The sequence below is a fragment of the Nocardia sp. alder85J genome, assembly GCF_020176955.2.
In the GTDB taxonomy this organism is placed as follows: domain Bacteria; phylum Actinomycetota; class Actinomycetes; order Mycobacteriales; family Mycobacteriaceae; genus Nocardia.
The window spans coordinates 213,085-234,269 of sequence record NZ_JAIUCZ020000001.1; the positions used below are offsets into that span (position 1 = coordinate 213,085).

The window sequence follows — 21,185 nt, forward strand, 5'->3', positions numbered from 1 at the left end:
GCGGACACCCAGGTGCCGTTAGACTCGCGCGGATGGCATCGGCGCGCACCGGTGCCACGAGTTGGGAGTGGAGCCATGGCAGCAGATTCGGCGCCCGAGCGGGCATACGACTTCGTAGCTCGCGACCTGACGCCCGCGCCGGGGACGCGGTCACCTCGGGTGCTGGCCGGCCGCTATCGGCTCGACGCGCTGCTGGGCAGCGGCGGCATGGGCGATGTGTGGCGGGCCACCGATCTGCTGCTGCACCAGACCGTCGCGGTGAAGCAGGTGCGCATCCCACCGGAGGCCGACGACGAAGCGGCAAAGCTGTTGTACGAGCGCACCTTACGCGAAGCGCGCGCCGCCGCCAGGCTGCGCTCGCATCCGTCGATCGTCACCATTCACGATGTCGTCGTGGAGGACGGCATCCCTTGGATCGTCATGGAATTCGTCGACGGCCGGTCCCTGGACCGGATCGTCGCCGACCAGGGTCCGCTGCCGGTGCCCATGGTCGCGTCCATCGGCCTCGCGCTGCTGGACGGGCTGTCCGCGGCCCATGCGGGCGCGGTGCTGCACCGGGACGTCAAACCGGCGAATGTCCTGGTGTGCCACGACGGCCGGGTCGTCCTCACCGACTTCGGCATCGCCACCATGGCCGGTGAGAGGGCGCTGACCCGCACCGACATGATCACCGGCTCACCCGGCTACGTCGCGCCGGAACGCCTCGACGGAGAGAAGGGGCAGGCTGCCTCGGACCTGTGGTCGCTGGGGGCGACCCTCTACTATGCCGTGGAGGGCCGTCCGCCGTACCAGCGTGACGAGATGCTGGCCGTCCTGGTCGCCACGATCAGCGCGGACCCGGATCCGATGCGCCTGGCCGGACCGCTCACCCCGCTGCTGACCGGCCTGCTGCACCGGGATCCGCACCAGCGCATGACCGATCCCCGAGCCCGGGAGTTCCTGCAATCCTTCACCGCGGGCAGCCCACCACCGCCGATCCACCCCATGCCACCACGGATCCACCCGACGCCGGCACCCAGCCACCCCGCGCACCCGCGCAGTCGCCGGACCACCGCCGTCACGGTCCTCGCGGTCGCCGCCGTCGCGATACTGCTGCTGGCCGGCGCCGCCGTCGCGCTCATCCAGACGCGGCACCACAACACCGCCGCGCCGACCCCGTCGACCCCGGGAGCCCCGCCGCCGACCGGCAACACCTCCGCCCCGGGCCCGCTCATCATGGCCGACCCCGAAGCCTGCTCGATGTTCACCGACGACGCCGCCGGCACGATCCTCGGCGCGACCGTGCACAGCCAGTTCCAGACCCACAGCGCCTGCCAGTGGTCCACCCCCGACGGCGGCACCTACGCCTCGGTCACCCTGATCCGCCTGGTCAACCTCACCCAGGCGCAGGACACCTTCACGATGGAGAAGCAGGACATGCGCGACGAGCCGCGCCGCTATCCCGGCACCACGCTCCGCACCGACACCACCGTCGGCGACGAGTCCTTCGCCTACACCAAGCCCGCCTCCGACAGCCCGCTGCACCCCACCATGGTGCTGTTCCGCACACGGAACATGCTGGCGACCATCTATGTCAGCGCGTCCGCCCCCGATTACGAACTGGCCGACCAGTTCGCGGCGGCCGTCGCCCGGAACCTCGACCATTTGAGCTGACCCGCTTCAGATCTTCAAACGCTCCACCCTGGCGTACGCGCCGGCCTCCCCGAGAAAATCCACGACCCGCCGCGCGAGCTTCTCCGAATACAGGTTCCCGGCCTTCGGCGGATCGAATCCGAGGCAGACGAAAACCGCCCGGCTCTCGCCGCCTTCCTCCCGGTAGACGACATGAATGGCCGAACCGTGCTTCGTATCGATCAGGTCGTACAGCGGCGCCGGATCGCCGCCGTCGAGTCGCCGCGTATCGGCGGGCGCGAGCCGTTCACTGGACCAGTACTCGCCGATTCCCATGATCAAGGCGTACTTGAGTTTCCGGTCCTTCCAGGACGGCTTCCGATGAACAGCGTGATGCACCGCCAGCGCGATCCGCGGTATCGGCGCGGTCACGGTGAGAGACGATCCGATCTGCTTGGCCATAATCAGTTGTGCTCCGGTTGTCGCATTTGTGAAATACGAGATTGTGGACACCCATTGTCCACGACGGCGAACCTGTTCCGTGTCGTCCGTTCGGCCGATTGCGCGTACGCGTGCTTCGTGAACTGTTCTCCCGCAGGCGGATTCACGCCTGCGGACGTAACGGCACGCCGTCGGCATCGGATGTATCCGGCGAAAAGGTCGGAGCGCACTCGCGCATATGTCACCGGGGGTAGGCGATGTCCACCGACGACCGCACGACATCCGAGTTGATTCGGACGGGACTGCGACTGATGATCGAACAACCGGGCCGGTTGCTCGACGGCGGCCTGCGCAGCGAGGACGTGATCAATGCGGCGGAGACCTCGCATGCCACGTTCTATCGGAAATTCGCCACCAAATCGCGTTTCCTCGACGCGGTATTGCGGCAGCTCGTCGATCCACCCACCCCGGCGCCGGCCGACCTGCGGGAGACGGTGCGGACCGCGTTGCACCTGGTGCACGGTGATCGGCGGCGCGCACTGCGTGCCCTGGTACAGGACCAGTTCGACGCGATCTTCGACGCGCGGCTGGAGACCCGGCGGCTGCTGGCCACCGCGCTGGGCCCCAGCGATACCCTGGCCGGGCGAGCCCTGACCGATTCCTATCGGCGTGGTGATCACCTCGTCCGCCAGATTTTCGAGACCCTGTTCGAGCACAGCGGGATCACCCTGCGAAAGCCGTTGACCAGCAAGAGTTTCTGCATGATCGTGACGGCGGTGCTGGACGGATTCGTGATTCGCCACCGGGCCGAGCCCGCGGCGGTGACCGCCGAACTGGTCGCCGATGCGCTGGTGGCCGTGCTCAGCGGCGCGATCGACGGCGCGCAGCAGCACGGGCACCTCGACGACATGCTGAGCGCCATCGCCGCCCCGGCCGCACCCGCGGCCCGGCTGCCGCGCGAGCCGCGCGCGGCCCTGCTCGCGGCCGGACGGGACGAATTCACCAGGCGCGGTTACCTGCTGGCCGGGATCGATACGATCGCCGCCGCGGCCGGCGTGCCGCTGGACGCGGCCCTGCGGATCTTCCCGACCAAGAGGCACCTGGTCGTCGGCGCCCTGAAGTCCGCTCACGAGGCGCTCGGCCAGGGCATCGCCGACGACATCACCCTGGGCCACGACGCCCTCGCCGTGGTGGAGCGGCATCTCGTACGCCTCGCCCGGCTGGTCGAGGAACAACGTCCGTTCATGTCCGCGCTGGTGGCGGTCGACGCGCCGGCCGAGCCGGACGGCTCGGCCGCGCCCGAGCGCGAGCTCGACTTCGCCGCGCTGCTCGTCCCGGTGCTCGAAAAAGGCCGCGGCGGTGGTCTTTTCGCCGCGGATCAGCCGGTCGGCGAGGTGGCGGCGATGCTGACCGGCGCGCTGCTGCTGCGGTGTGTCACCGGCGCCGCGACGACGCCGGAGCAGCACGCGTCCTTCGTGGCCCGGGTGGTGCTGGACGGTGTGCGCAGCCGGTAGCCGGCGGACCTCCGTCCGCCGGCTACCGGCATTCACAACGCGTCGACGGTGATCAACCCGTCCTGGAGCGCGCGAGCGACCAGTGTCGCCTTGGTGGGTGCCGGCCGCCCCGCGGCCGCGTACTTCTCCCGCACCCGGGCCAGGTGGGTGTTCACCGTGCCGAGCGAAATGTACAGCTGCCCGGCCACATCCGTTTTCGAATCGCAGCGGATCCAGGCCAGCAGCACCTCGGTCTCACGCCGGCTCAGCGCCGGGTGCTCGTAACGGTTCGGCATGTCTCCGTAGCGGTCGCCGACGACCCCCATGACTCGATCCCTCACTCCCGTATGCGGAGCCCCGAACTCGCGCACGAACCATCCATGAACGGTCACCATGTAATCGCTGCCGGTCTGCCGGGTCACTCCGGGACGCGGACCGGTGGCTCTCGAATGAGAGGGGATAGTCTCGGCTGACTCGCGAGCCGGGCCGAAAGACGCGGTCCCGCCGTCGGATACCGGTCGGTCGGCGATCGGGAGGGCGGCGGGTCGCACGGCCGGGACCCGGCGACGACTCGTCACCGGAGATTCGCTCTCCGATCGCCCGAGCGGTGCTGTGCTCATCGGCGTTGCAGCTGAAGTTTCGAGGCGTTGGCCTGGAACCACTGGCGTGCCTCCGATTGTCCGGGAAAGCCCGGGACCTCCACGAGGGTGGTCGTGCCGTCCTGGGTCCAGCGCAGCGCCGGCCGTTTGTCGTTCGCATCCTTGCCGCTGCTGGTGGTGTAGGTGAACGGAGGCGTGTCCGCCGACCAGCCGTTCGGGTACTTCTGCTGCTTCGCATAGGTCAGAGCGTCGGTGTCGGCGTACGTGGTGGCGGTCAGTTGCTTGCCGTCGGTGGTTTGGCAGGTCACGGCCTTGGCCCCCGACGGTGCCGCATCCACTCGGCAGCTGCCGGAGTCGATCATCGCGAACGGCAGATCGACACCGCGGGTGGGGTCCTCGGCAGGCTGGGCAGGCGGCGGCGAGGGCGGCACAGCCTGGATCGACAGCGTGGGCGCCGCGACGGTGGCCTCGGCGGGTGTGTGAGCCAGCAGCGCGACGGTCGCCGACAGCACGGTCACGCCCCCGGCCACGATCCCGAGCATGGGCAGGAGCGGGAGATCGTCGGGCCGTGGCCAGCGGCCGCGTACCTGTTTCGAGGCGCGGAGGGACGGGAGCGTCCGGGCCTGGCCGGACATACCCCGGGTGGACAGGTTCATGGCGGTTACCTCGTTTCTCACCGGTGGTGGTCGGCGGCGACCCAGGTCGCCACCTCGGCCTGGCGGATCACCTTGTGGTCGTGGTTCTGCCAGCCGATCCGGTGCTCCACCGCGATCAGACCGGCGTCGGCGCTGTTACCGGTGGGCTGGTATGAGACGGGGATGTGCCGGGTCTCGTCCAGGGGGCCGCGCGGGCGGATGTCGATCGGCACCACTCCGACGCTGCGCAATTCGCGTTGGATGTGGGTCCGGGCCTGCGGGTTCTCGCTCAGGTCGTAGGCGCGGATCATCGCCTTGATCAGGCCGTCGCGATCGCCGGCGAGACCGGCGGCGCGCTCGGCCGCCGAATACCGGTCCGCGGTCGAATCCTCCTCCGCGGCCGGCTCGTCCGCGCTCCGCACCAGCTTCAGGCAGTAGCCGATCAACGCGCCGCCGCACGCGACGAGCGCGATCATGGCGAGCTGATACAGAATGTCGATGATCACCGGCACCTCCGGTCGGCACGGTCGGCACGGTCGGCGCGGGCGATGCGCGGCGCCGGTTCGGTCAATTCCATATGCCCGCTCCGCTCAGGATCCAGCGGGTGGGGTCGAGACACCGGAACGGTGATATCCCGGCCGCGTGCACCTGCTGACCGGACGGGAGCGCGCCCAGCGCCGACACCGCGAAGAATCGCGCGGGCAACCGCGCGCCGGTGTGCGGCCGGTCGACCGCGTCCACAATGGATTTGGCCCCGCACTTCGACAGCAGGCTGCGGACTTCCGCGTCGATCAATTCGCCGTCGTCGTTGTCGTAGGAGCCCGGCCGTAGACCCGGGTCACGGGAGAATCCGGCGCCCGGATTCTCCATGATCGCATGCCATTCGGTGCCGGTCACCTTCCGTAGTTCGTGCAGGGCATCGAATTTGGACAGCACGACCGCCACCTTCGGACCGTGCCGCGGGCCGATCATCGCCAGCACCCGCTGCAACACCTCGAGCGGCGTCACGTCGTGCTCCTCCTGCGGCGGAATGAGACCACGCAACTGGTGCGCCACACTCGGCACCTTCAGCGGATCGAACATGTGGATCACACCGTCGGCGTGGCCGAAGAATTCCGCCCAGGCGGTTCCGGTGCGGTCCTTCATCTGGAGGTCCTCACCGGCCACGTCACGGATCACCAGCAGTTGTTTCCGGCCGCCGACGTGGCCGAGCCGGAAGACCAGCGGGTCGCGCGGGAAAACCCGGTCGGTCTCGAAGCTGGCGGTCGGGGGCAGCAGGGTGCGTTCCTGATACAGCTTCTTCTCGTAGTGCTCCCGATAGGTGTCGGCGGTGCGCCGATCGTTCGGTTCCACCACACAATTCATCCGCTCACCGAACAATTGCAGCGTTTTCACCAGAACCGCGATGTAGACGGTCTTTCCGGTCTCGCGCGCACCGGCCAGGGCGATACAGGTGGTGCCGCTGTCCCGCCAGCCCGCCGGGATCGGGTAGTGACACTGCGAGCAGACCTCCTCGACCGGCGTGCCGAGCCGGGTCGACACGACCTCACGGGAAGGTATGAAGGCGTTGCTCTTCCGGTCCCACCGCGACTCGATCATCGGGCGCCCCTCCCGTTCGGGGCCGTAGTAGCCGGTGGCGATCTCGTCGAGACGGGTTTCGCCGCTGGTCGCCATCCAGGTGAGGCGATCCGGCGGGAGCGTCCGGAAACACAGCGGGCATTTGCTCACGGTCGGGTCTCCTCTACGGTCAGCGTGGCGAGCAGCCGATCCACGATCTCCCGCAGGGTGGGCGTCGGCTCGCCGATGTCGCGCAGTGCGGTCAGCTGCTCGGGGTCGATGCGGGTGGTGGTGGCGAAATCCGTTCCGGCGGTGGCGGTGAGCGTCAGGTAGCGCAGTCCGCGTCCGCGCCTCGCGGTGTCGGTGGGTGGGGCGTCGGTGATCAGCAGGACGACCTCCCGATCCCGGTCCGCCGACAGCTCCCCGGTGGTGCGGCCGATCCCCATCCCGAGCTCGCGCATCCGGGCGCCGATCCGGCCGGCGAGTTCCGCGACCGGCCGGGTCGGCACGAATACCGCTGCGGGGCCGATGATCCGGACCCGATGTACCTCACCGTCGACGGCCCTGACCACGCCGGTGAGCAGATCGACCAGCGTCGCGACCGAACCGTCGGCCAGTCGCGGCGCCATGGAGGCGGTGGCATCGATCGCCACCTCCACGGTCTCCGCCCGCACCCGCTGTCCCGGTGTGCCGCCCAGTATCTCGTGGGCGAGGTGGCAGGCCGTGCGGGCCGCCGGGCTCAGCTCGTCCGGCAGGTGCACGCTCACCTCGATGCCGCCGCCGGACGGATCGAGCCGGACGAGTTCGGCGCGATACAGTCCGGCGACATCCTGTTGCACCACCTCGACCTGGAGCCCGTCGGCGCGGTTCGGTTCGGCGGCCGTTTCGAGGAACAACCGGACCGCCGCACCCGCGCGGAACACCGGTGCGCCGGCCACGGGGAAGGTGGCGATCACACTCCGCGCATCGATCACCGGGATGTCGAGCTGACCCGGCCGGACCGTCACCGTCGCGGTCGCGGTGTGGTCCGACCGCACCAGGTCGATCCGGGCGCCACCCTCGGTGCTCTCCGCCCGGACCCGTAACGGGCCGGGCGGCAGGATGATCCGGCCACCGCGGTCGAGAAAGTACTTGGTCGTCACCAGGACACCGCCCTCGTCGTCTCGGATGTCCTGCGGTACTCGGCATGCCGATCCCCGGCCTGCGGATGCCAGGTCCGGGCGAACTGCTCGGCGGCCTCCCAGAGGTAGGGGTCCGCGCCGGGCTGCCGGGCCGTCGACAGGTCCCGGACGGCATCGGCGAGCTCGTTCGGATTCGCGGGCGCGCCCCAGTAGTGCGGGTCGCGCAGGACATGTTTCGCGATATGTTCCACAATGGTTGTGCCGCCGTCGATCTGCATCGATCGCAGCGGATCGTCGAAGGACAGCGCCGCGGGTTGGTGCGGTCCGCGCGCGGCCAGCACGGCCGTCGCGCACAGCTCGTAGGCCTCGAGCAGGTTGTGGCCGACCAGGGTGAGTACCACCGAGACGACCCGCCGTGGGTCCTTCGACACGGCGCCGGCCAGGATCTTGCCGTAGCTCGAATCGTCCGGAAGCTGCCGGCGCCGCCGGGGACCGCCCGGCTCCGCGAGGTCGAATTCCCCCGCGCGCAACAAGATATAGGTGATCGCCAGGTTGGTGTCCAGCGGCGAGGGCAGGTGGACCTCCGGCCGCCGGCCGTAGTCGTCGAGCAGTTGCCGCAGGTGCTCGACGTCCTCGGGTTCGACCAGCGACCAGTTGATTGTGGCCAGTACCGCCCACAACCGGGCGAGGCCGTCGGCCACGTCGTCCGGTGGGGTCGCGCGCAGCGGCGCCGGCCCGCCGCTCGCCGCGCGGTTCCTGATCACGGTGGCGATCGCGGTCAGCTCGCTCTCCGAGCGCGCCGCCAGCAGGGCCGGCAGGAAGAAGCGGGTGGGCAGCACGGGCCAGCGCTGATCCACTGTCAGCAGGGTGCCCGCATCCCACGGCCCCGCACGGAACAGGGCGCCGATATCCGCTGCGGCCCAGTCGATCCCGGACTGCTCCTCGTACAGTGCCCGGCACAGCGCGATCACCGTGTGCGAGGCGGACCTCGGCCCGGTGCGTCCGTCGTCGGCGCGGATGTCCCGGAAGACCGCGTCGGCCACCAGGTGATACACCGGCGATTCGATCAGGGCCCGATTCGCCCACAGATCCTCGACGCGGACCGTCGCCTTTCTCCGCAGCCAGTCGGCCACCTCGGCGGTGAACCGTTGTCCGAGTGGGCGGTCCGTCGGCGTGTTCGGTACCGCGGCGGGCAGCAGATAACGGATGTGCACGTGGTCGGTGACCGGCCCGACGGCCGAGACGAAGGCGGGACCGCCGACGGGATCGCGCAGCAACGATGTCAGGGCGCGATCGAGCACTTCGGACAGCAGACGCGCTGTCCCGGTATCGGTTTCGCCGTCGAGCAGACCCTCGTGCACCAGCAGTTCCGCCGTGCGCACCGCCGCGCGGGACACGGCCGCCGCCTCGGCGAGGTCCACCGGGGCCCGCTCGGCGAGCTCGCGCAGGCACCGCACCGCCGCGCGGCCCAGATCGGTGGCCCCGTGGCCGACGGTCCCGGCCAATCGCGGATCCAGCACCCGCTGTTGCTGCCCGAGCCAATCCGGTTCGCGCAGCGCGCGTTCGACGAATTTCTTGCGGACCACGTCCCGGGCCGCACCGACGAGATCCGGATCGGCCAGCGCGGTCCACGCGTCCTCGGCCGACGTGCCGAGATCGGGCACCAGGATGTCGAGAATCGAGCGCAGCAGATTCGGATCGTCCTGGAAGGCCTGCGGGCAGTCCCGCGCGACGACCCGCTTGGCCTCCGCCTCGGCGTCGGGCAGTTTCAGCCGTTCGGCGACCACCATCGCCAGCGGCCAGCTCGGCGTGAGTTCCAGCCGGTTCAGGCGGACCGCGAGCTCATCGATCCAGCGCAGGGCCTCCTCGGCGGTGTCGTAGTCCATCAGGACGGTGTCGGCGAGCACCGACCATTCGGAGACCGGGACGGGAACGCGGCGCTGCGTGTAGTGCGGGGTCCGGTCGTACTCACCGGGTTCGACCGCGCACGTCGCGTCCAGGACGATCAGCCGGTCGTCGTCCTCGATCGCGGGCAGATCCTGCACCGGGACTGCGATGATGTGCTGCCCGCCGCGGACGGCGGCGGGCACCGAGGCCGCCCGCTCGAACGTCGTCCAGTTCAGCGCGGCCGCCGTGGTTCCGGCCATGAAGTAGCTGACGGCGCCGATCCACAGTGCGGCCCGGTCGGGATCCTCGACCCCGAGCACCACGCGGGGACCCTGTCGCAGGGACTGCTCGACCGCGTCCAGCAGCACCCGCAGCACCCGGATCCGCCAGGTCTGCGGTCCGAGCAGGAAGCGCAGCACCGCGGCGCGATCGATGAATTCGCCGCGGCGGGGCGGCAGGTCCGGCGCGCCGAGCCTGGCATTCGCTATGTCGCCCTGACCGAACGGCGTCAGCCAGTCCGGTGAACGCCACCGGTCGATCGGCCGTGCACCGGGTTCCGGTCCGGGCTCGGTCGCCTGCTGCCCCGACTCGATCGCGCGGTCGAACACGATGTGCGCGAAGACATTTCCCGGCCGTCCGGCGGGATCGGTCCCGGCCGGCGCGGCGTGCGAGTACACGGCCCGCCGGTCGTCGAGCCGGGTGTAGCACAACCGCCGCGGCAGTGCGGCGATGTCGGCGGCGGTCGGCAACGGCGGGATCGGCTGTACCGGATTCACCGTCGTCGCCACCCAGCCGATGAGCATCGCCCGCTCGGACTCGGTGATGTCCGGCGACTGCTGCTTGACCTGCCAGCCGCTGCGGCCCACCGCGCCGGGCGCCGCCGGCGCCTGGTAGGAGGTGTAGGTCAGCTGGACGAAACGATTCGGGTGCGGTTCGGCCGGGCGGCCCAGCCGATTCTTCGGGGCCGTCATGTCATTTCACCCCGGCGAATCCGGACAGCCGCAGGGTGCGCACCGGCGGATCGACGATCGCGAGCCTGCCGCGATCCTCCGGCCGGATATCGGCGAACAGGCGGACGAAGCCGCCGAGATCACCGAGCGGTGTGCGCCAGACCAGATGCGGGTCGGTGCGCTGCAAATGATCGGGATGGATGCGCCGGACCGGTGCGGCGCCCGGATTTCCCAGGTAGTGATAGCTTTCGACGCACCGGCCGTCCTCGATGCTCAGCGGCAAGCGGTCCGGGTGGTGGATCAGCGCGAACGGTGGCGCCGAGGGCAGATCGAATTCGGGGAGCAGCTGGATGTGCAACCAGCGTTCGCGCCGCTTGATGGTGACGATCTCCAGCCGGTACCCCACCCGCAGCAGTCCGGGATAGTCCACGCTGGTCACCGTGCCGAGGATGCGGTGACCGCCGGCGAAGGTCACAGGTACCAGATGGACCCGGCAGCCCAGTGCCGGCAGCGGTTCGGGCAGATGCAGCCCGCCGTCGCGGACGTAGATGTCGCGGTCGATGGTTCCGGCCGGGCGCTGGGTCAGCACCGTGTCGACCGGAATGTGCTTGCCCGCCACGTACACCTCGATCTCGTCGGCCGCGGCCGGCCACGCCATCGTCACCACCTGCTCGTCGCAGCGTTCGATCACGCGGACGTGCTCCATCAGCTTCGGGCCGCGCACGGCGGTCACCGTGGCGCCGACGCAGGCTTGGCCGTCGCGCACGGTGACCGGCGTGAGATAGACGAAGATCCAGTCCGATGGCCAGACGACCGTGGACATCTGCGACGTGGTGGCCGTCGGGCCGGGCATGATCGGGTTGCGGACCCGGTTGGTGACCGACAGCCGGGCGTCCTCGGCGATGGTCGCGCTGGCCAGACTCTCGACGGGCAGCACCTTCTCGCGCAGGACCGGCGGCGGTTGGCCCGCGGTCCGATAGATGTGCACCTCGCCCCCGGGCGGGGTCGTCCAGGTCAGATCGAGGACCGATCGGACCTCGGAGTGCCGGGCCGACGCGCTCAGGTCGCCGATCGCGGTCAGGTCGCCGGCCAGCGTGAGTTCGGTCTGCACCGGCTCGGACAGCATGATGCCGTCGCCGGCGTCGACCTCGCTGATCGCCCGATAGTGGTACCGGACACCGGGTTCGGCGTCGATGTCGATGAAGCCGTTCAGGTTCGCGGCGTCGCGGAAGATCCGGTGCTTCTCGCCCGCGGCGGCCAGTTCGGTGTGCGGGATACGGTAGACCCGCACCCGCGTGGTCTTCCGCGGCGCCGACCAGCGCCCGATCACCACGTCGTGGTCGGGCTCGACCTCGAAGTCCTGCACCGGCGCGATGAGCTGCCCCCGCGCCACCAGCTCCGGACGAGCGCTGCGGGCCTTCTCGACCGTGTCGCCGACGTGCCGCCACACCGCCACGAACCGCACGGCCGTGTCGAGCGGCGCGCGGTCGACGACCTCGGTGGCGGTGGTGACCGCGACGCACTGCTGCGGGTCGGGGCGCTCGGGCCGGCGGTCGTCGCCGGAGCCGACCCGGTAGATCGTCACTCGGAACTCGGATTCGGTTGCCGCCCAACGGTATCGCTGGCCGTCCCGGGTCGCGGTGATCTCGATCCCGCCGACCGGCCCGGACCCGGCGACCTCGTTGTCCGGGAAATCGGCGGGCCCGAGACCCAGGCTGTGGTCCGGCTCGGGCTCCACGGCGGTGGCCGCGGCGGCGTCCGGCTCCGGCAGCACCGGGTGCGCCGGTGCGGTGGCCGCGCCGCGATACCGCTCGATGAGATCGGCCAGCGGTATCGCGGCCCATTGGGCCGACTGCGGCAGCTCGGTGGCGATACCGTCGACGGTGGTCGCGCCGGAGCGCACGATGCCGTTGAGGTGGGCGTCCTTGAGCACGCCGGATTCCAGCGTGCGCTGGCGGATCTGCTGGTCCCGCCAGTCGACGAGAGCGGTGAGAATGGTGCCCTCGGAGGGTGTCACGTCGGTCCTCCTTCAGAAGATCGGGGTCGGCGGGGGCGGAGGCGGCGGCGGTGCGGACTCGCCGCCGCCGAGAGTCAGGTCGTCGAACGACACGCCGTCACTGAACTGCGTGGTCACCGCGATCCAGCCCAGGTCCGGCTCGGTGAAGGTAAACGGGGAGTCGGCGGTGACCCGGTTCCGCCATCCGGCCACGGCCGGGTCGGTGAACAGCGCGCTGTCGAAGTGGCCGGCGGCGGCCGGTCCGGCGTCGCCGATGCCGGCGCGGAAGTGCTCCACCGAAACACGTTGTGCCGAACCGTTTTCGAAATACTCGACCGCACGGATCAGCCGATCGCGAATGCGGCCGGCGCCGAGCTCGCGCAGCGCGTCGCGCCACATCGCCGCCGAACCCCAGGCCGGCACCCCGTCGGCGGTGATCCGCTGTGCCCAGATGTCGAGGATCGAGCCCGATCCGGCGCCGGGCAGCGACTGGATCAGATCCGGATCGCGCCGGACATCGCGCGCGACCGGACCGAGCTGTTCGCCGACCGACCCGACGATCCGGGCCCACGGCGCCGACAGCCAGCCGACCCGGAACAGCGTGGCGCGCAGATCCGCGGCCACCTCGTCCACCTCGTGATCGTCGGGCCAGGCCGATCCGACCGCGGTACTGCGGGGCAGCCCCCAGCGGATCCGCGCCGCCCGCTCGTCCGGGGCGCCGGTGAAGCCGAGCGGGTCGGCCAGGAACGAGCCGAGCACCTGTGACCAGGACTGGTACTGGGCCGTGGCCTGGCTGAGCCGTTCGACGTCCCGCAGCGCGGTACACAGGTTCAGGTTGTCCACGTCGATGGCGCCGGCGTCCTGCCGGAGCCGGTTGATCAGCCGGAACAGCTCCCGCTGGGTGAGCACGAAGGAGATCAGCATCACCAGGGTGAGGACGATCGTGGAGCCCGCCGCGATCTCCGCTCCCCGCCGCAGGGACAGCCGGCCGGTGGCGACGACGGTGATGTCGGCCGTGAGCCCGAGGACGAACAGTACCGACGTACACCAGGTCAGCGCGACCAGCAACCGTTGCCGGCCGGTCGCGATGCGCGGCCCGGCCCCGGCGGCCACCGCGACGATCCGGGCGAGCAGACGGCGGACCTCCAGGATCGTGTTGCCGAGTTCGTCGTCCAGGCGCCGCCCGAAGGCCCAGCCGAAGGTGCGGCGCAGGCTTGCCGTCCATTTGTCCAGGGCGGCAATGGAATCGGCCGCATCGGTCTCGAGCGAGCGGTCGACGGTCATGGTGCGCAGCCGCTCGGCGAGCGCCACGATCCCCGGGATGTCGGCCGGGGACACCGAGGCGATGCCGGCCTCCGCCGCGAGCGCGTCCGGGGTCACCCGGAAGGCGCGCTGCGGTGCGCGGATCACGTCGTCGGTGGTGGGCACGATGGCCCGGTTGACCCCGATCTGCGCCGGCGGCAACCGATCCGAGCGTTCCTGGGCGTCGCAGAGGGTGAGGGCCGCGGAGGCGTAATCCCGCCACAGCGCGGACAGATCCGATGTCGGGATCGGGCCCGTCGGCAGCATGCCGGATGCGCCGAGCGCGTCGGCGAGTTGCCGGGCCGCGGGAGCATAGGCGGTCCACCGCGCCGCGCGCCCGTCCGCGGTCTTGCCGTCGACGACCACCCGATAGGCGGATTCGTTGCCGAGGACGAGGTTCTGGATGATCCGGGCGGTGGTGGTGGCGCGTTCGTCGGCGAAGCGCCGCAGCCAGGCGTTCGGGGTGTTGCGCAGGGTCGCCCAGACGAAGGACAGGAACATGCGCAGGACCTCGCGCCAGCCGATCATCGTCGGCCGGTGCTGCCCGGCGGGTTGCTGTCGCGGGCCCTTCAGTGTCGAGGCGTGTTTCGCCCACAGCTGTTCGGCCATCCGGTGCGTCTCCAGGGCCACGTCGCCGACGTAGATCACCGGAGCGATCCGGTTGTACGGCAGCGGTGTCCGGCCGCTGACGTCGAGCAGTCGCCCGCGCAACTGTCCGGAGACGGCGCCGCAGTCGAGCCGACGATAGAACGATCGCACCACCCGCAGCGTCTCGCCGGGCAAGGGGTCCAGGCCGTCCAGCGGCCTGTGGTCGACCACCGACCACAGGCCGCACAGGCCCACCAGCACCGGGGTGGCATACCGGGCCACCAGCACCGGATCGTCGGTCGTCAGCGATTCGTGCCCGAGCGCGGGGCCGTGCGCGTCCTCGGGCGCGACGACGAAGTTGTGCCGGCCCGCGAAGGCCGGTTGCGCGCCGGGCGGCAGTTCGGCGCCGGCGTGGGCGACGAGCACCCGCAGCCGGTCGAACACCGCGTCCTGATTCCGATGCTCGTCGAGGTAGGCCGACAACGCCAGTTCGTCGGCCCGGCTGATGATTGCGTCCCCGGGCATCGTCGTGACCAGCACACACATGGCGACGTGCGCGACCGGGGTGGGACCGGCCAGCATGTCGGCCAGCCGCATCGCGGTGCCGGCGCCGTCGCGCAGGCGCAGCACCGGGGTCCGGCCGGGCGGCGCCGCGATCTCGCCGTGGTCGAGCCAGAACACGTCCCGGACCAGTCCGGTCGCCGACAGATCGGTCAGCACGTCGCGGATCGCCGCCGACGATCCCGGCGGTGCGACGATCACCGTCACGCTGCGCATCAGAACGGCCCGCCGCTCACGATCGGCTCGGAGTCGGCGCCCTCGTCCGGATCCTGTGGCCAATCGGGTTGCGCGGCGCGCGGAGCGCAGCGCCGGACCAGTTCGGCCAGCTCCGCGGTCACCCGGTGCACATCGGGTGCCAGATCACGGAAAAGCGGTGTCTGCGCGGCCAATTCGCGGCTGGAGATGGCCGAGAACTTGCCGCCGGGCGTGTGCCGGGCGCCGCGCGGCAGGTAGACCGTGCCGCAGAATTCGTGGACCGATTCGAACCATTCGATCAGCGCGTCGGCGCGGGTGCCGATGGTGGCGGCCTCGGCGATGCCGGCCCCGCGTGGTGCGCCGGATCGGGTCTTGCCGGTGCGCAGCCAGTCGGTGACCAGGGTTTCCGCGGATCGGACGGTGAGTCCGCCGGCGGGATCGTAGGGGGAGGCGTCGTAGATCGCCCGCAGGGTCCGGTACGGACGCAGCGAGTGCAGCACGGGTGCGTCGTGGGCGTGTGCCATGGCGAGCAGGATCGATTCCAGGACCGCCGGTAGCCAGTCGTTGGGGCCGAGGCGGTCCGGTGGGGTGAGCAGCGGGTGCGGGAAGTCGAGCCATTCGCCGTGTTCGTCGTCCCAGATGCGGACCGGTTTGTCGTAGGGCGGGCGGGGGATCTGGATCAGTCCGAGGCTCAGGCCCAGGAACCAGCCGGCGGTCATCGCACGACGTTCCTCGTCGTGCATGGGCAGCGCGGCCGGCAGCGGGCGAGCGCGGCGCCACTTCCAGAACTCGGTCTGCTGCGCGCGGGCGGATCCGTCCCATTGCCGGGCGGCGGGATCGAGGACCGAGCGGAAGACCAGCGGGGAGTAGTTGGGGAAGGAGCCGAAGATGTCGATGCGGGTCAGGCCGTCCTCGCTGTCGAGCGAGGCGGTGAAGGAGGTTTCGACCGTCGTTTCCATGGTGGTCTTGTTGCGCAGCGTGGCGAGCAGGTCCGCTGCGATCGCCATGTCGGCGAACGGGATCGAGGAGAACTTGTACCGGTAGCACAGCGGCTGGTTCGGGTGCAGGATGCCGAGCGCTTCGCTGTCCACCCCGGCCAGTGGCCGGGCCAGTTCGAGGGCGTCGATGAACCGGGATTGGATCTCGGCGCTGCGCTGGGCCAGCACCGCCGGCGTCTCGCGGCGGTCGGCGAGGAATTCGCGCAGGCTGACCTTGACGAACCGGTCGAACGATTCGCCCTGGCGGGCGACGAAAGCCCGTGCCCGGTCGATGATCTCGTCCGAGCGCAGATGCACGACGAACCGGGCCGGTGACGGCGGCGGCAGCTGGGTGCCGGTGGCCGGATCGAGCACGAAGGTCTTCGGCCGCCAGACGGCGGTGCGCTCGATCAGCGGTGTGCGGATGCCGGGGGCCCGCGAGCCGTCGCGGGTGGTCCAGATGCCGGTGGCCACGATGGTCGCCGCGAGTTGGGTGGCCTGGGCCAGCGGGGGAGGCGTCGCGGCATCCCCGGCCACTGCCTGCGGCAGATCCGCGGCGTACTGCGCGGCGAATTGTGTCGAGGGCGTGAGCATCACCTCGTTGTTCGCGTGCACGAAACGCTTCGGGACGTGCGCGCTGTCGGCGGGCCAGGCGGCGTACTGGTCGGTGGCCAGCAGTGCCAGGCCGATGTCCTGCGCGGGCTTCTGCCGCGCGGCGCGCAGCGCGGTGTGCGGATCGTCGAGCGCCTCGAGCAGTGGGCCGAGGACATCCGGCACCATCGCGGTGGCGAGATCGGCGATCTTCGCCGACAGCCCGGCCAGCACCTGCTGCCGCAGCTTCGGCCGGTAGTCGGCGACGAGCGAGTCGATGACGGGCCGCCCGAGTTTGATCGTGCCGCGCAGCCCCTTGAGGAACTGCCGGGCCGCCGGTGGCGGATCGGCGATATCGACCGGCCGGTGTTTGGCCAGATCCTCGGCCCCGGCCCGGATCCGGTCGCCGATGTGCACGGCCAGCCGGTGCCGCACGGCGGTGGCATAGGGCAGCCCGATCGCGGCGATGGCGTCGGAGATCTCGGCCACGATCGCGTCGGTCACCCGCCGCGACCATTCGAAGGCGTGGACATCGGCCTCGCGGGCGCAGGCGGCCACCAGCCGCCGGCGCAGGTCGTCGCGGTCCATGGCGGCGTAGAAGTCGGGTACCCACTGTTTGGCGTGCATGCCGTCGGCGCGTGGAATGGCCGGGCGCAGCACGCCTTCGGCGATCCGGTCGATCATCCGGTCGAGGTCGTGCGGGGGCAGCAGGATGCCGGTCAGCCAGCCCAGTACGTCGTGCGGGGCCAGATCGTGCGCGCCGAGTCCGGTGCGGGTCAGCACCGTTCCCCACTGGCTGTCCAGGATCGCGTCGATCTGCTGATCGTCGGTCGCGCGATCGAGCGGGTCGGTGTGGCCGTCGAGCAGCCGGTCGACGCAGCTGCGGGCCAGCCGTTGCGCGGCGTACTCGGCGTAGCGTTCGCGGCCCATGCTCAGGCTGGAGAAACCGTAACTGCCCCAGGGCAGATGGTCCCAGTACCGCGCGCCCCAGCCGACATGGTCGCGCTCACCGGCGGTGCCGACGGAGTTGGTGAGGTCGTAGTCCACGAACTGGGCGGCGGCCCGGCCGCTCATCATCAGACCGGCCAGCCCGCGGGCCAGGCCGCGGTAGATCGCCTCGGGGGTGCCGTCACCGAAGGGGGCGTTCATCGCGCCCATCGTGCGGCTGACCGGGAACACCCGCCCGAAGGGGACCTCGTCGCCGGTTCCGCGCTGTAAGCCCAAGGCGGACAACAGGTCCACATCGTGATCGCGGGCGGAGCCGAGCTGGCTGGCGATGATCTCCCCGAGCATGGCCAGCGAATTCGGCCGCACCCCCGCGGTGGCGGCGGGCCCGAGCTGGTCGAACACGTCGGCGGTCACCATGAACACGCCGATCGACAGCGGGTCCAGCCCCGGGATCATGCTCAGCAGTCGGCACACGTCCAGCGCCATCGACGCGCCCGACCCGCCCGCCATCGACGAGACCACCAGCACCAGCGGACGGTCGTCGGGCTCGTACCGATCACCGCCCGGGAAGGACAGACCGCGCATCTCCGAATCGGTCTCCTGGGAATGCAGCCGATCCCAGCAGGTGCGCAGCCGCTGGGCGATACCGGACGCCTGGCTGAGCGTGATCATCCGGCCGACCGCGCGGTACTGTCCGGCGCCGGAGGTCACCGGCACCGGCACGGCCGCGGGATCGCGTGGCGCCCAGGTCGCGATCGTGCCGAGCTTGTCCTTCTGCCGCAACCGGTGGCTGAGCGCGTTGTCGAGTACCGAGTACTTCTCGCCCTGCGGCGCGGCGCCGAAATAGCTGCCGCCCTGGTCGCGCACGTCGCGCAGGCCCGCGGGCAGGCCACCGGGCGCGGTGGGAACGTCGATGCTGACGAACTGCCATCCGGCCGGGATGGCGCCGATGTTCCAGCGTCCCAGGTCGGATCGCAGCTGGTCCATCATGTACGCGAGGGTGACGGCGCCGGAGCCACCGCACCCGACCACGAGGAAACGCTTCATCCTGGATCCTTCATTCGATCTGTGTGCGGGTTGCTGTGTGCCGGTGGCGCGGTCAGCGGCCGAATCGGTCGGTACCGCCGCCGGCGCGATACTGCGCGAAGGGGTCGTCCCCGGCCGTGGATGTGCTCGCGTACCGGGAGGCGAACGGATCGTGGTCCGGATCGGGCCGGGATCCGCCGCCGCCCTCGCCGCCGCCGGTGCCGTTGCCCCCGTCGCGCAGTTCGCTGATCAATCCCGGCACGGTGTCGCGCGCGTCCGCGACCAGCTGGGAACGCTGGGCCGGGCTCGCGTTCCCGGGCAGGAGCAGCACCAGCGTGGCGATACCGGCCGGACCCTGCGGATCGTGCAGGACGAACCAGCTGGAGTGCAGTTCCAGCGGCAGGACCGCGTTGCCGTGCCCGTCCGTGCGGCGATCGACGAGGCTGGACGCACCCGCTCTGCCGGGCGCGCGGGCGACCACGTATCCCGCGGCGGTGGGCGACCAGCCCATCCGGGCCCGTAACTCGATCCCGTCGAGGTCGACCCGGCGGGCGGACCGGCGCAGGCCCTGGACGCTGTCGACGAAATCGGTGTCCCGCAACGCGAACGGCATGCCACCGCGCTGCAACACCCCGCCGCTCACCTCCACGTCGATCTGCTGGGCCTTCAGGATCTGCCCGGGTATCCGGGCGGTCAGCCACTTCAGCAGGGAGAACACCAGCAGCGGGACGCCGAGCCCGAGCATCAGGGCGATCGTCAGCGCCCACCAGAACTTCGGCCGGTCGGGGAGCTTCTCGAGCTGCGCGTGGAAGGGGATCTCGATCGTGACGGCGCCGTCGATCTCGTTCGCGCGGGCCGCGGTCACCGGAATCACGCCGGTGACCACGCCGTTGGACTGGTGTTCGACGCGCAGCACCACCGGGATCGGCCGGGCCGTCGACCCGGGGACGCACCCGTCCGGTCCGGTGGGCGCGGCACCGGTCACGGTGACCGCACCCGCGTCCGGCGGTCTGGTCCGGAACGCCGGTGCGTGGCCGGGGGAGATCCAGACGCACCCTTCGCCGCTCACCGCGAGTGTCGCCGTGAAGGTGCCGGCCCCGTCCAGGGTGTGGAAGTCCAAGGACGGTGCGATCACCGGGAATCCGGCGGGTGGCGCGATGGTGAGCGGGATGTCGAGAAGTTCGGGGCTCAGCGCCGTTCCGGGTTCGGCGCCGGCGGCCGCGGTCGTGATCGCCAGGGACAGCCGCAGTTTCGACGAGCCCGCCGGGACGCCGGTGAGATCGACGTCGATCGGGCCGCCGAGCTCGCCCTTGCCGAGCCCCGAGACCAGGTCGTGGTGGGTGCCGGAATGGTCGATGATCGACGCCGACAGTACGGCCGCGCCGTCGAGCGAGGCCGGGTCGATCGGATGGCCCGCGCGGTCGGCGATGCCGAGGCGCAGCGTGGTCTTCTCCCCGGAGTGCAGCGTGCGGCCGGTTTCGGCCCAGGTCGGCACCAGCTCGCCGTAGATGGTGATGCTGGACTTGGATCGGGCCGTCGCCGCGCTGTGCCGCGGGTCCACGAAGGCCAGTGCCCACCCGCCGCGCCACTGGGCGCCGGCGGTCTCGGACATCCGGAGGGTCAGCCCGTGCCGCGAGGTCCACTGGACGTTCACCGGGACACCGCCCGCCGCCACGGTGCCGGAGGTGCCCGGGGTCAGATCCTGCCGGGTCCCGTCCGGTGCGATCAGGGCCGGGACCAGATCGTCGGCGCCGGCATCGGCCTCGACCTTCACCGCCCGGACCGAGTTGTCGAGCACGAATCGGTGTTCGCAGTCCGGCTCGATCGCACCCTCGCAGACACCGTGGGTCGTGACGATGGGTGGTGGCCCGGGGGCGATGGCGGCGAACTTGTCCAAGAGCTCGTCGATGTTGTCGGCCTTCTCGAATTCGCCGGGGCGCGGCGTGACGATGTCACCGCACGGCGCGGGGCCGGGCTTGCCGGTGGCGATCGACTCCAGCAGGCTGAAATCCTGCGGCTCCGCAGCGCCGCTCAGGCCGATGGCGAAGGTGCGGATGCCGGCGCTGCGGATCTGGTCGGCGACTCCGCCGGACACGCAGATGGCGTTCCTGGTCTGGTCGATCAGCTTCAGTCGCACATTGTTGTCGCCGAAGTCGAGCTCGCCGTCGGTGAACCAGGCGATGGCGCGGCAGGCCGAGGGACCGGCGTCGGGCCGGTGGTCGGTGAACGACTTCAGCGAATCGGCCAGTGCGATACCGTAATTGGTGTCGATGCCGTGGGTCCGGTCCTTGGTGTGGTCGACCACGGAATCGAGATCGGGCAGCGAGGCAGCGCCCAGGGTCACCCAGTCGCGCCGGAGTTCGTAGTACTGGGCGAATCCGGCGATGGCCACATCGAGCTCGACCTGCGTATTGTCGGCCCATTCGGCCAGTTTGGCGAGCATGCGCCGGGCCGCGAGCGCGCGGATCGCCTGCGGATCGGTGCCCGGCCGGTTCTCGTCGGCGCTACCGAGGCTGTAGGACTCGTCCATCAGCAGCAGCAGATCGCCGCGCTTCTGCCCGGCCAGGCACGCGCCGTAGTCGACGACCGCGGAGGTGCCGGCGGTGGTGTCCGGCGGCGGCTGCGCGGGCGCCGGTATCGGCGCCGCCCCGAACAGCATCGTGCACAACAGGATCGCGATCGCCAGTACCCGTGGCCTCCGTGGCAT

The 21,185-nt window shown here is 70.7% G+C and carries 13 protein-coding genes; 2 read left to right on the forward strand and 11 right to left on the reverse strand.

Annotated features, from left to right (window positions below; all coding sequences use genetic code 11):
* Window positions 1–75: 75 nt before the first annotated feature.
* A complete protein-coding gene (locus LBW94_RS00970) occupies window positions 76–1,653 on the forward strand; it encodes a serine/threonine-protein kinase (protein WP_225055868.1) in 1,578 nt (525 codons plus the stop codon).
* A 6-nt stretch (window positions 1,654–1,659) separates the two neighbouring features.
* Here the strand turns inward: LBW94_RS00970 and LBW94_RS00975 are convergent, their stop codons facing one another.
* The gene (locus LBW94_RS00975; RefSeq protein WP_266269489.1) at window positions 1,660–2,043 is read right to left on the reverse strand and encodes a hypothetical protein; all 384 of its coding nucleotides are present in this window, start codon (window positions 2,041–2,043) and stop codon (window positions 1,660–1,662) included.
* A 266-nt stretch (window positions 2,044–2,309) separates the two neighbouring features.
* Between LBW94_RS00975 and LBW94_RS00980 the strand changes: the two genes are divergently transcribed.
* On the forward strand, window positions 2,310–3,566 hold the full coding sequence (locus LBW94_RS00980; protein ID WP_225055866.1) for a TetR/AcrR family transcriptional regulator: 1,257 nt from the start codon (window positions 2,310–2,312) through the stop codon (window positions 3,564–3,566).
* A gap of 32 nt (window positions 3,567–3,598) precedes the next feature.
* On the opposite strand, the gene LBW94_RS00985 is transcribed toward LBW94_RS00980, so the two are convergent.
* The 10 genes from LBW94_RS00985 to LBW94_RS01030 form a co-directional block, all read right to left on the reverse strand.
* The gene (locus LBW94_RS00985) at window positions 3,599–3,871 is read right to left on the reverse strand and encodes a helix-turn-helix domain-containing protein (RefSeq protein WP_225055865.1); all 273 of its coding nucleotides are present in this window, start codon (window positions 3,869–3,871) and stop codon (window positions 3,599–3,601) included.
* Between the two features lie 290 nt (window positions 3,872–4,161).
* A complete protein-coding gene (locus LBW94_RS00990) occupies window positions 4,162–4,800 on the reverse strand; it encodes a hypothetical protein (RefSeq protein WP_225055864.1) in 639 nt (212 codons plus the stop codon).
* A 17-nt stretch (window positions 4,801–4,817) separates the two neighbouring features.
* A complete protein-coding gene (locus LBW94_RS00995; RefSeq protein ID WP_225055863.1) occupies window positions 4,818–5,285 on the reverse strand; it encodes a hypothetical protein in 468 nt (155 codons plus the stop codon).
* Between the two features lie 61 nt (window positions 5,286–5,346).
* A complete protein-coding gene (locus LBW94_RS01000) occupies window positions 5,347–6,507 on the reverse strand; it encodes a TRAFAC clade GTPase domain-containing protein (protein ID WP_225055862.1) in 1,161 nt (386 codons plus the stop codon).
* The gene (locus tag LBW94_RS01005; protein ID WP_225055861.1) at window positions 6,504–7,478 is read right to left on the reverse strand and encodes a hypothetical protein; all 975 of its coding nucleotides are present in this window, start codon (window positions 7,476–7,478) and stop codon (window positions 6,504–6,506) included. Before LBW94_RS01005 ends, LBW94_RS01000 begins: the two co-directional genes overlap by 4 nt.
* Window positions 7,475–10,315, reverse strand: a complete 2,841-nt coding sequence (locus tag LBW94_RS01010; RefSeq protein ID WP_225055860.1) for a hypothetical protein — start codon at window positions 10,313–10,315, stop codon at window positions 7,475–7,477. Before LBW94_RS01010 ends, LBW94_RS01005 begins: the two co-directional genes overlap by 4 nt.
* 1 nt (window position 10,316) lies before the next feature.
* Entirely contained in the window at window positions 10,317–12,311 is a 1,995-nt protein-coding gene (locus LBW94_RS01015; protein ID WP_225055859.1) for a hypothetical protein, read from the reverse strand.
* Between the two features lie 12 nt (window positions 12,312–12,323).
* Window positions 12,324–14,948, reverse strand: a complete 2,625-nt coding sequence (locus tag LBW94_RS01020; RefSeq protein WP_225055858.1) for a hypothetical protein — start codon at window positions 14,946–14,948, stop codon at window positions 12,324–12,326.
* An 8-nt stretch (window positions 14,949–14,956) separates the two neighbouring features.
* Window positions 14,957–18,499, reverse strand: a complete 3,543-nt coding sequence (locus LBW94_RS01025) for a tubulin-like doman-containing protein (protein ID WP_225055857.1) — start codon at window positions 18,497–18,499, stop codon at window positions 14,957–14,959.
* Between the two features lie 52 nt (window positions 18,500–18,551).
* Window positions 18,552–21,185: a vWA domain-containing protein gene (locus LBW94_RS01030; protein ID WP_225055856.1), complete on the reverse strand. Its 2,634-nt coding sequence runs from the start codon at window positions 21,183–21,185 to the stop codon at window positions 18,552–18,554.

Bases quoted from the DNA above. Each gene is read 5' to 3' on its own strand.
- LBW94_RS00970 (WP_225055868.1), top strand. From the start codon at position 76: ATGGCAGCAGATTCGGCGCCCGAGCGGGCATACGACTTCGTAGCTCGC.
- LBW94_RS00980 (WP_225055866.1), top strand. From the start codon at position 2,310: ATGTCCACCGACGACCGCACGACATCCGAGTTGATTCGGACGGGACTG.
- LBW94_RS00985 (WP_225055865.1), bottom strand. From the start codon at position 3,871: ATGGGGGTCGTCGGCGACCGCTACGGAGACATGCCGAACCGTTACGAG.
- LBW94_RS00990 (WP_225055864.1), bottom strand. From the start codon at position 4,800: ATGAACCTGTCCACCCGGGGTATGTCCGGCCAGGCCCGGACGCTCCCG.
- LBW94_RS01010 (WP_225055860.1), bottom strand. From the start codon at position 10,315: ATGACGGCCCCGAAGAATCGGCTGGGCCGCCCGGCCGAACCGCACCCG.
- LBW94_RS01025 (WP_225055857.1), bottom strand. From the start codon at position 18,499: ATGAAGCGTTTCCTCGTGGTCGGGTGCGGTGGCTCCGGCGCCGTCACC.
- LBW94_RS01030 (WP_225055856.1), bottom strand. From the start codon at position 21,185: ATGCCACGGAGGCCACGGGTACTGGCGATCGCGATCCTGTTGTGCACG.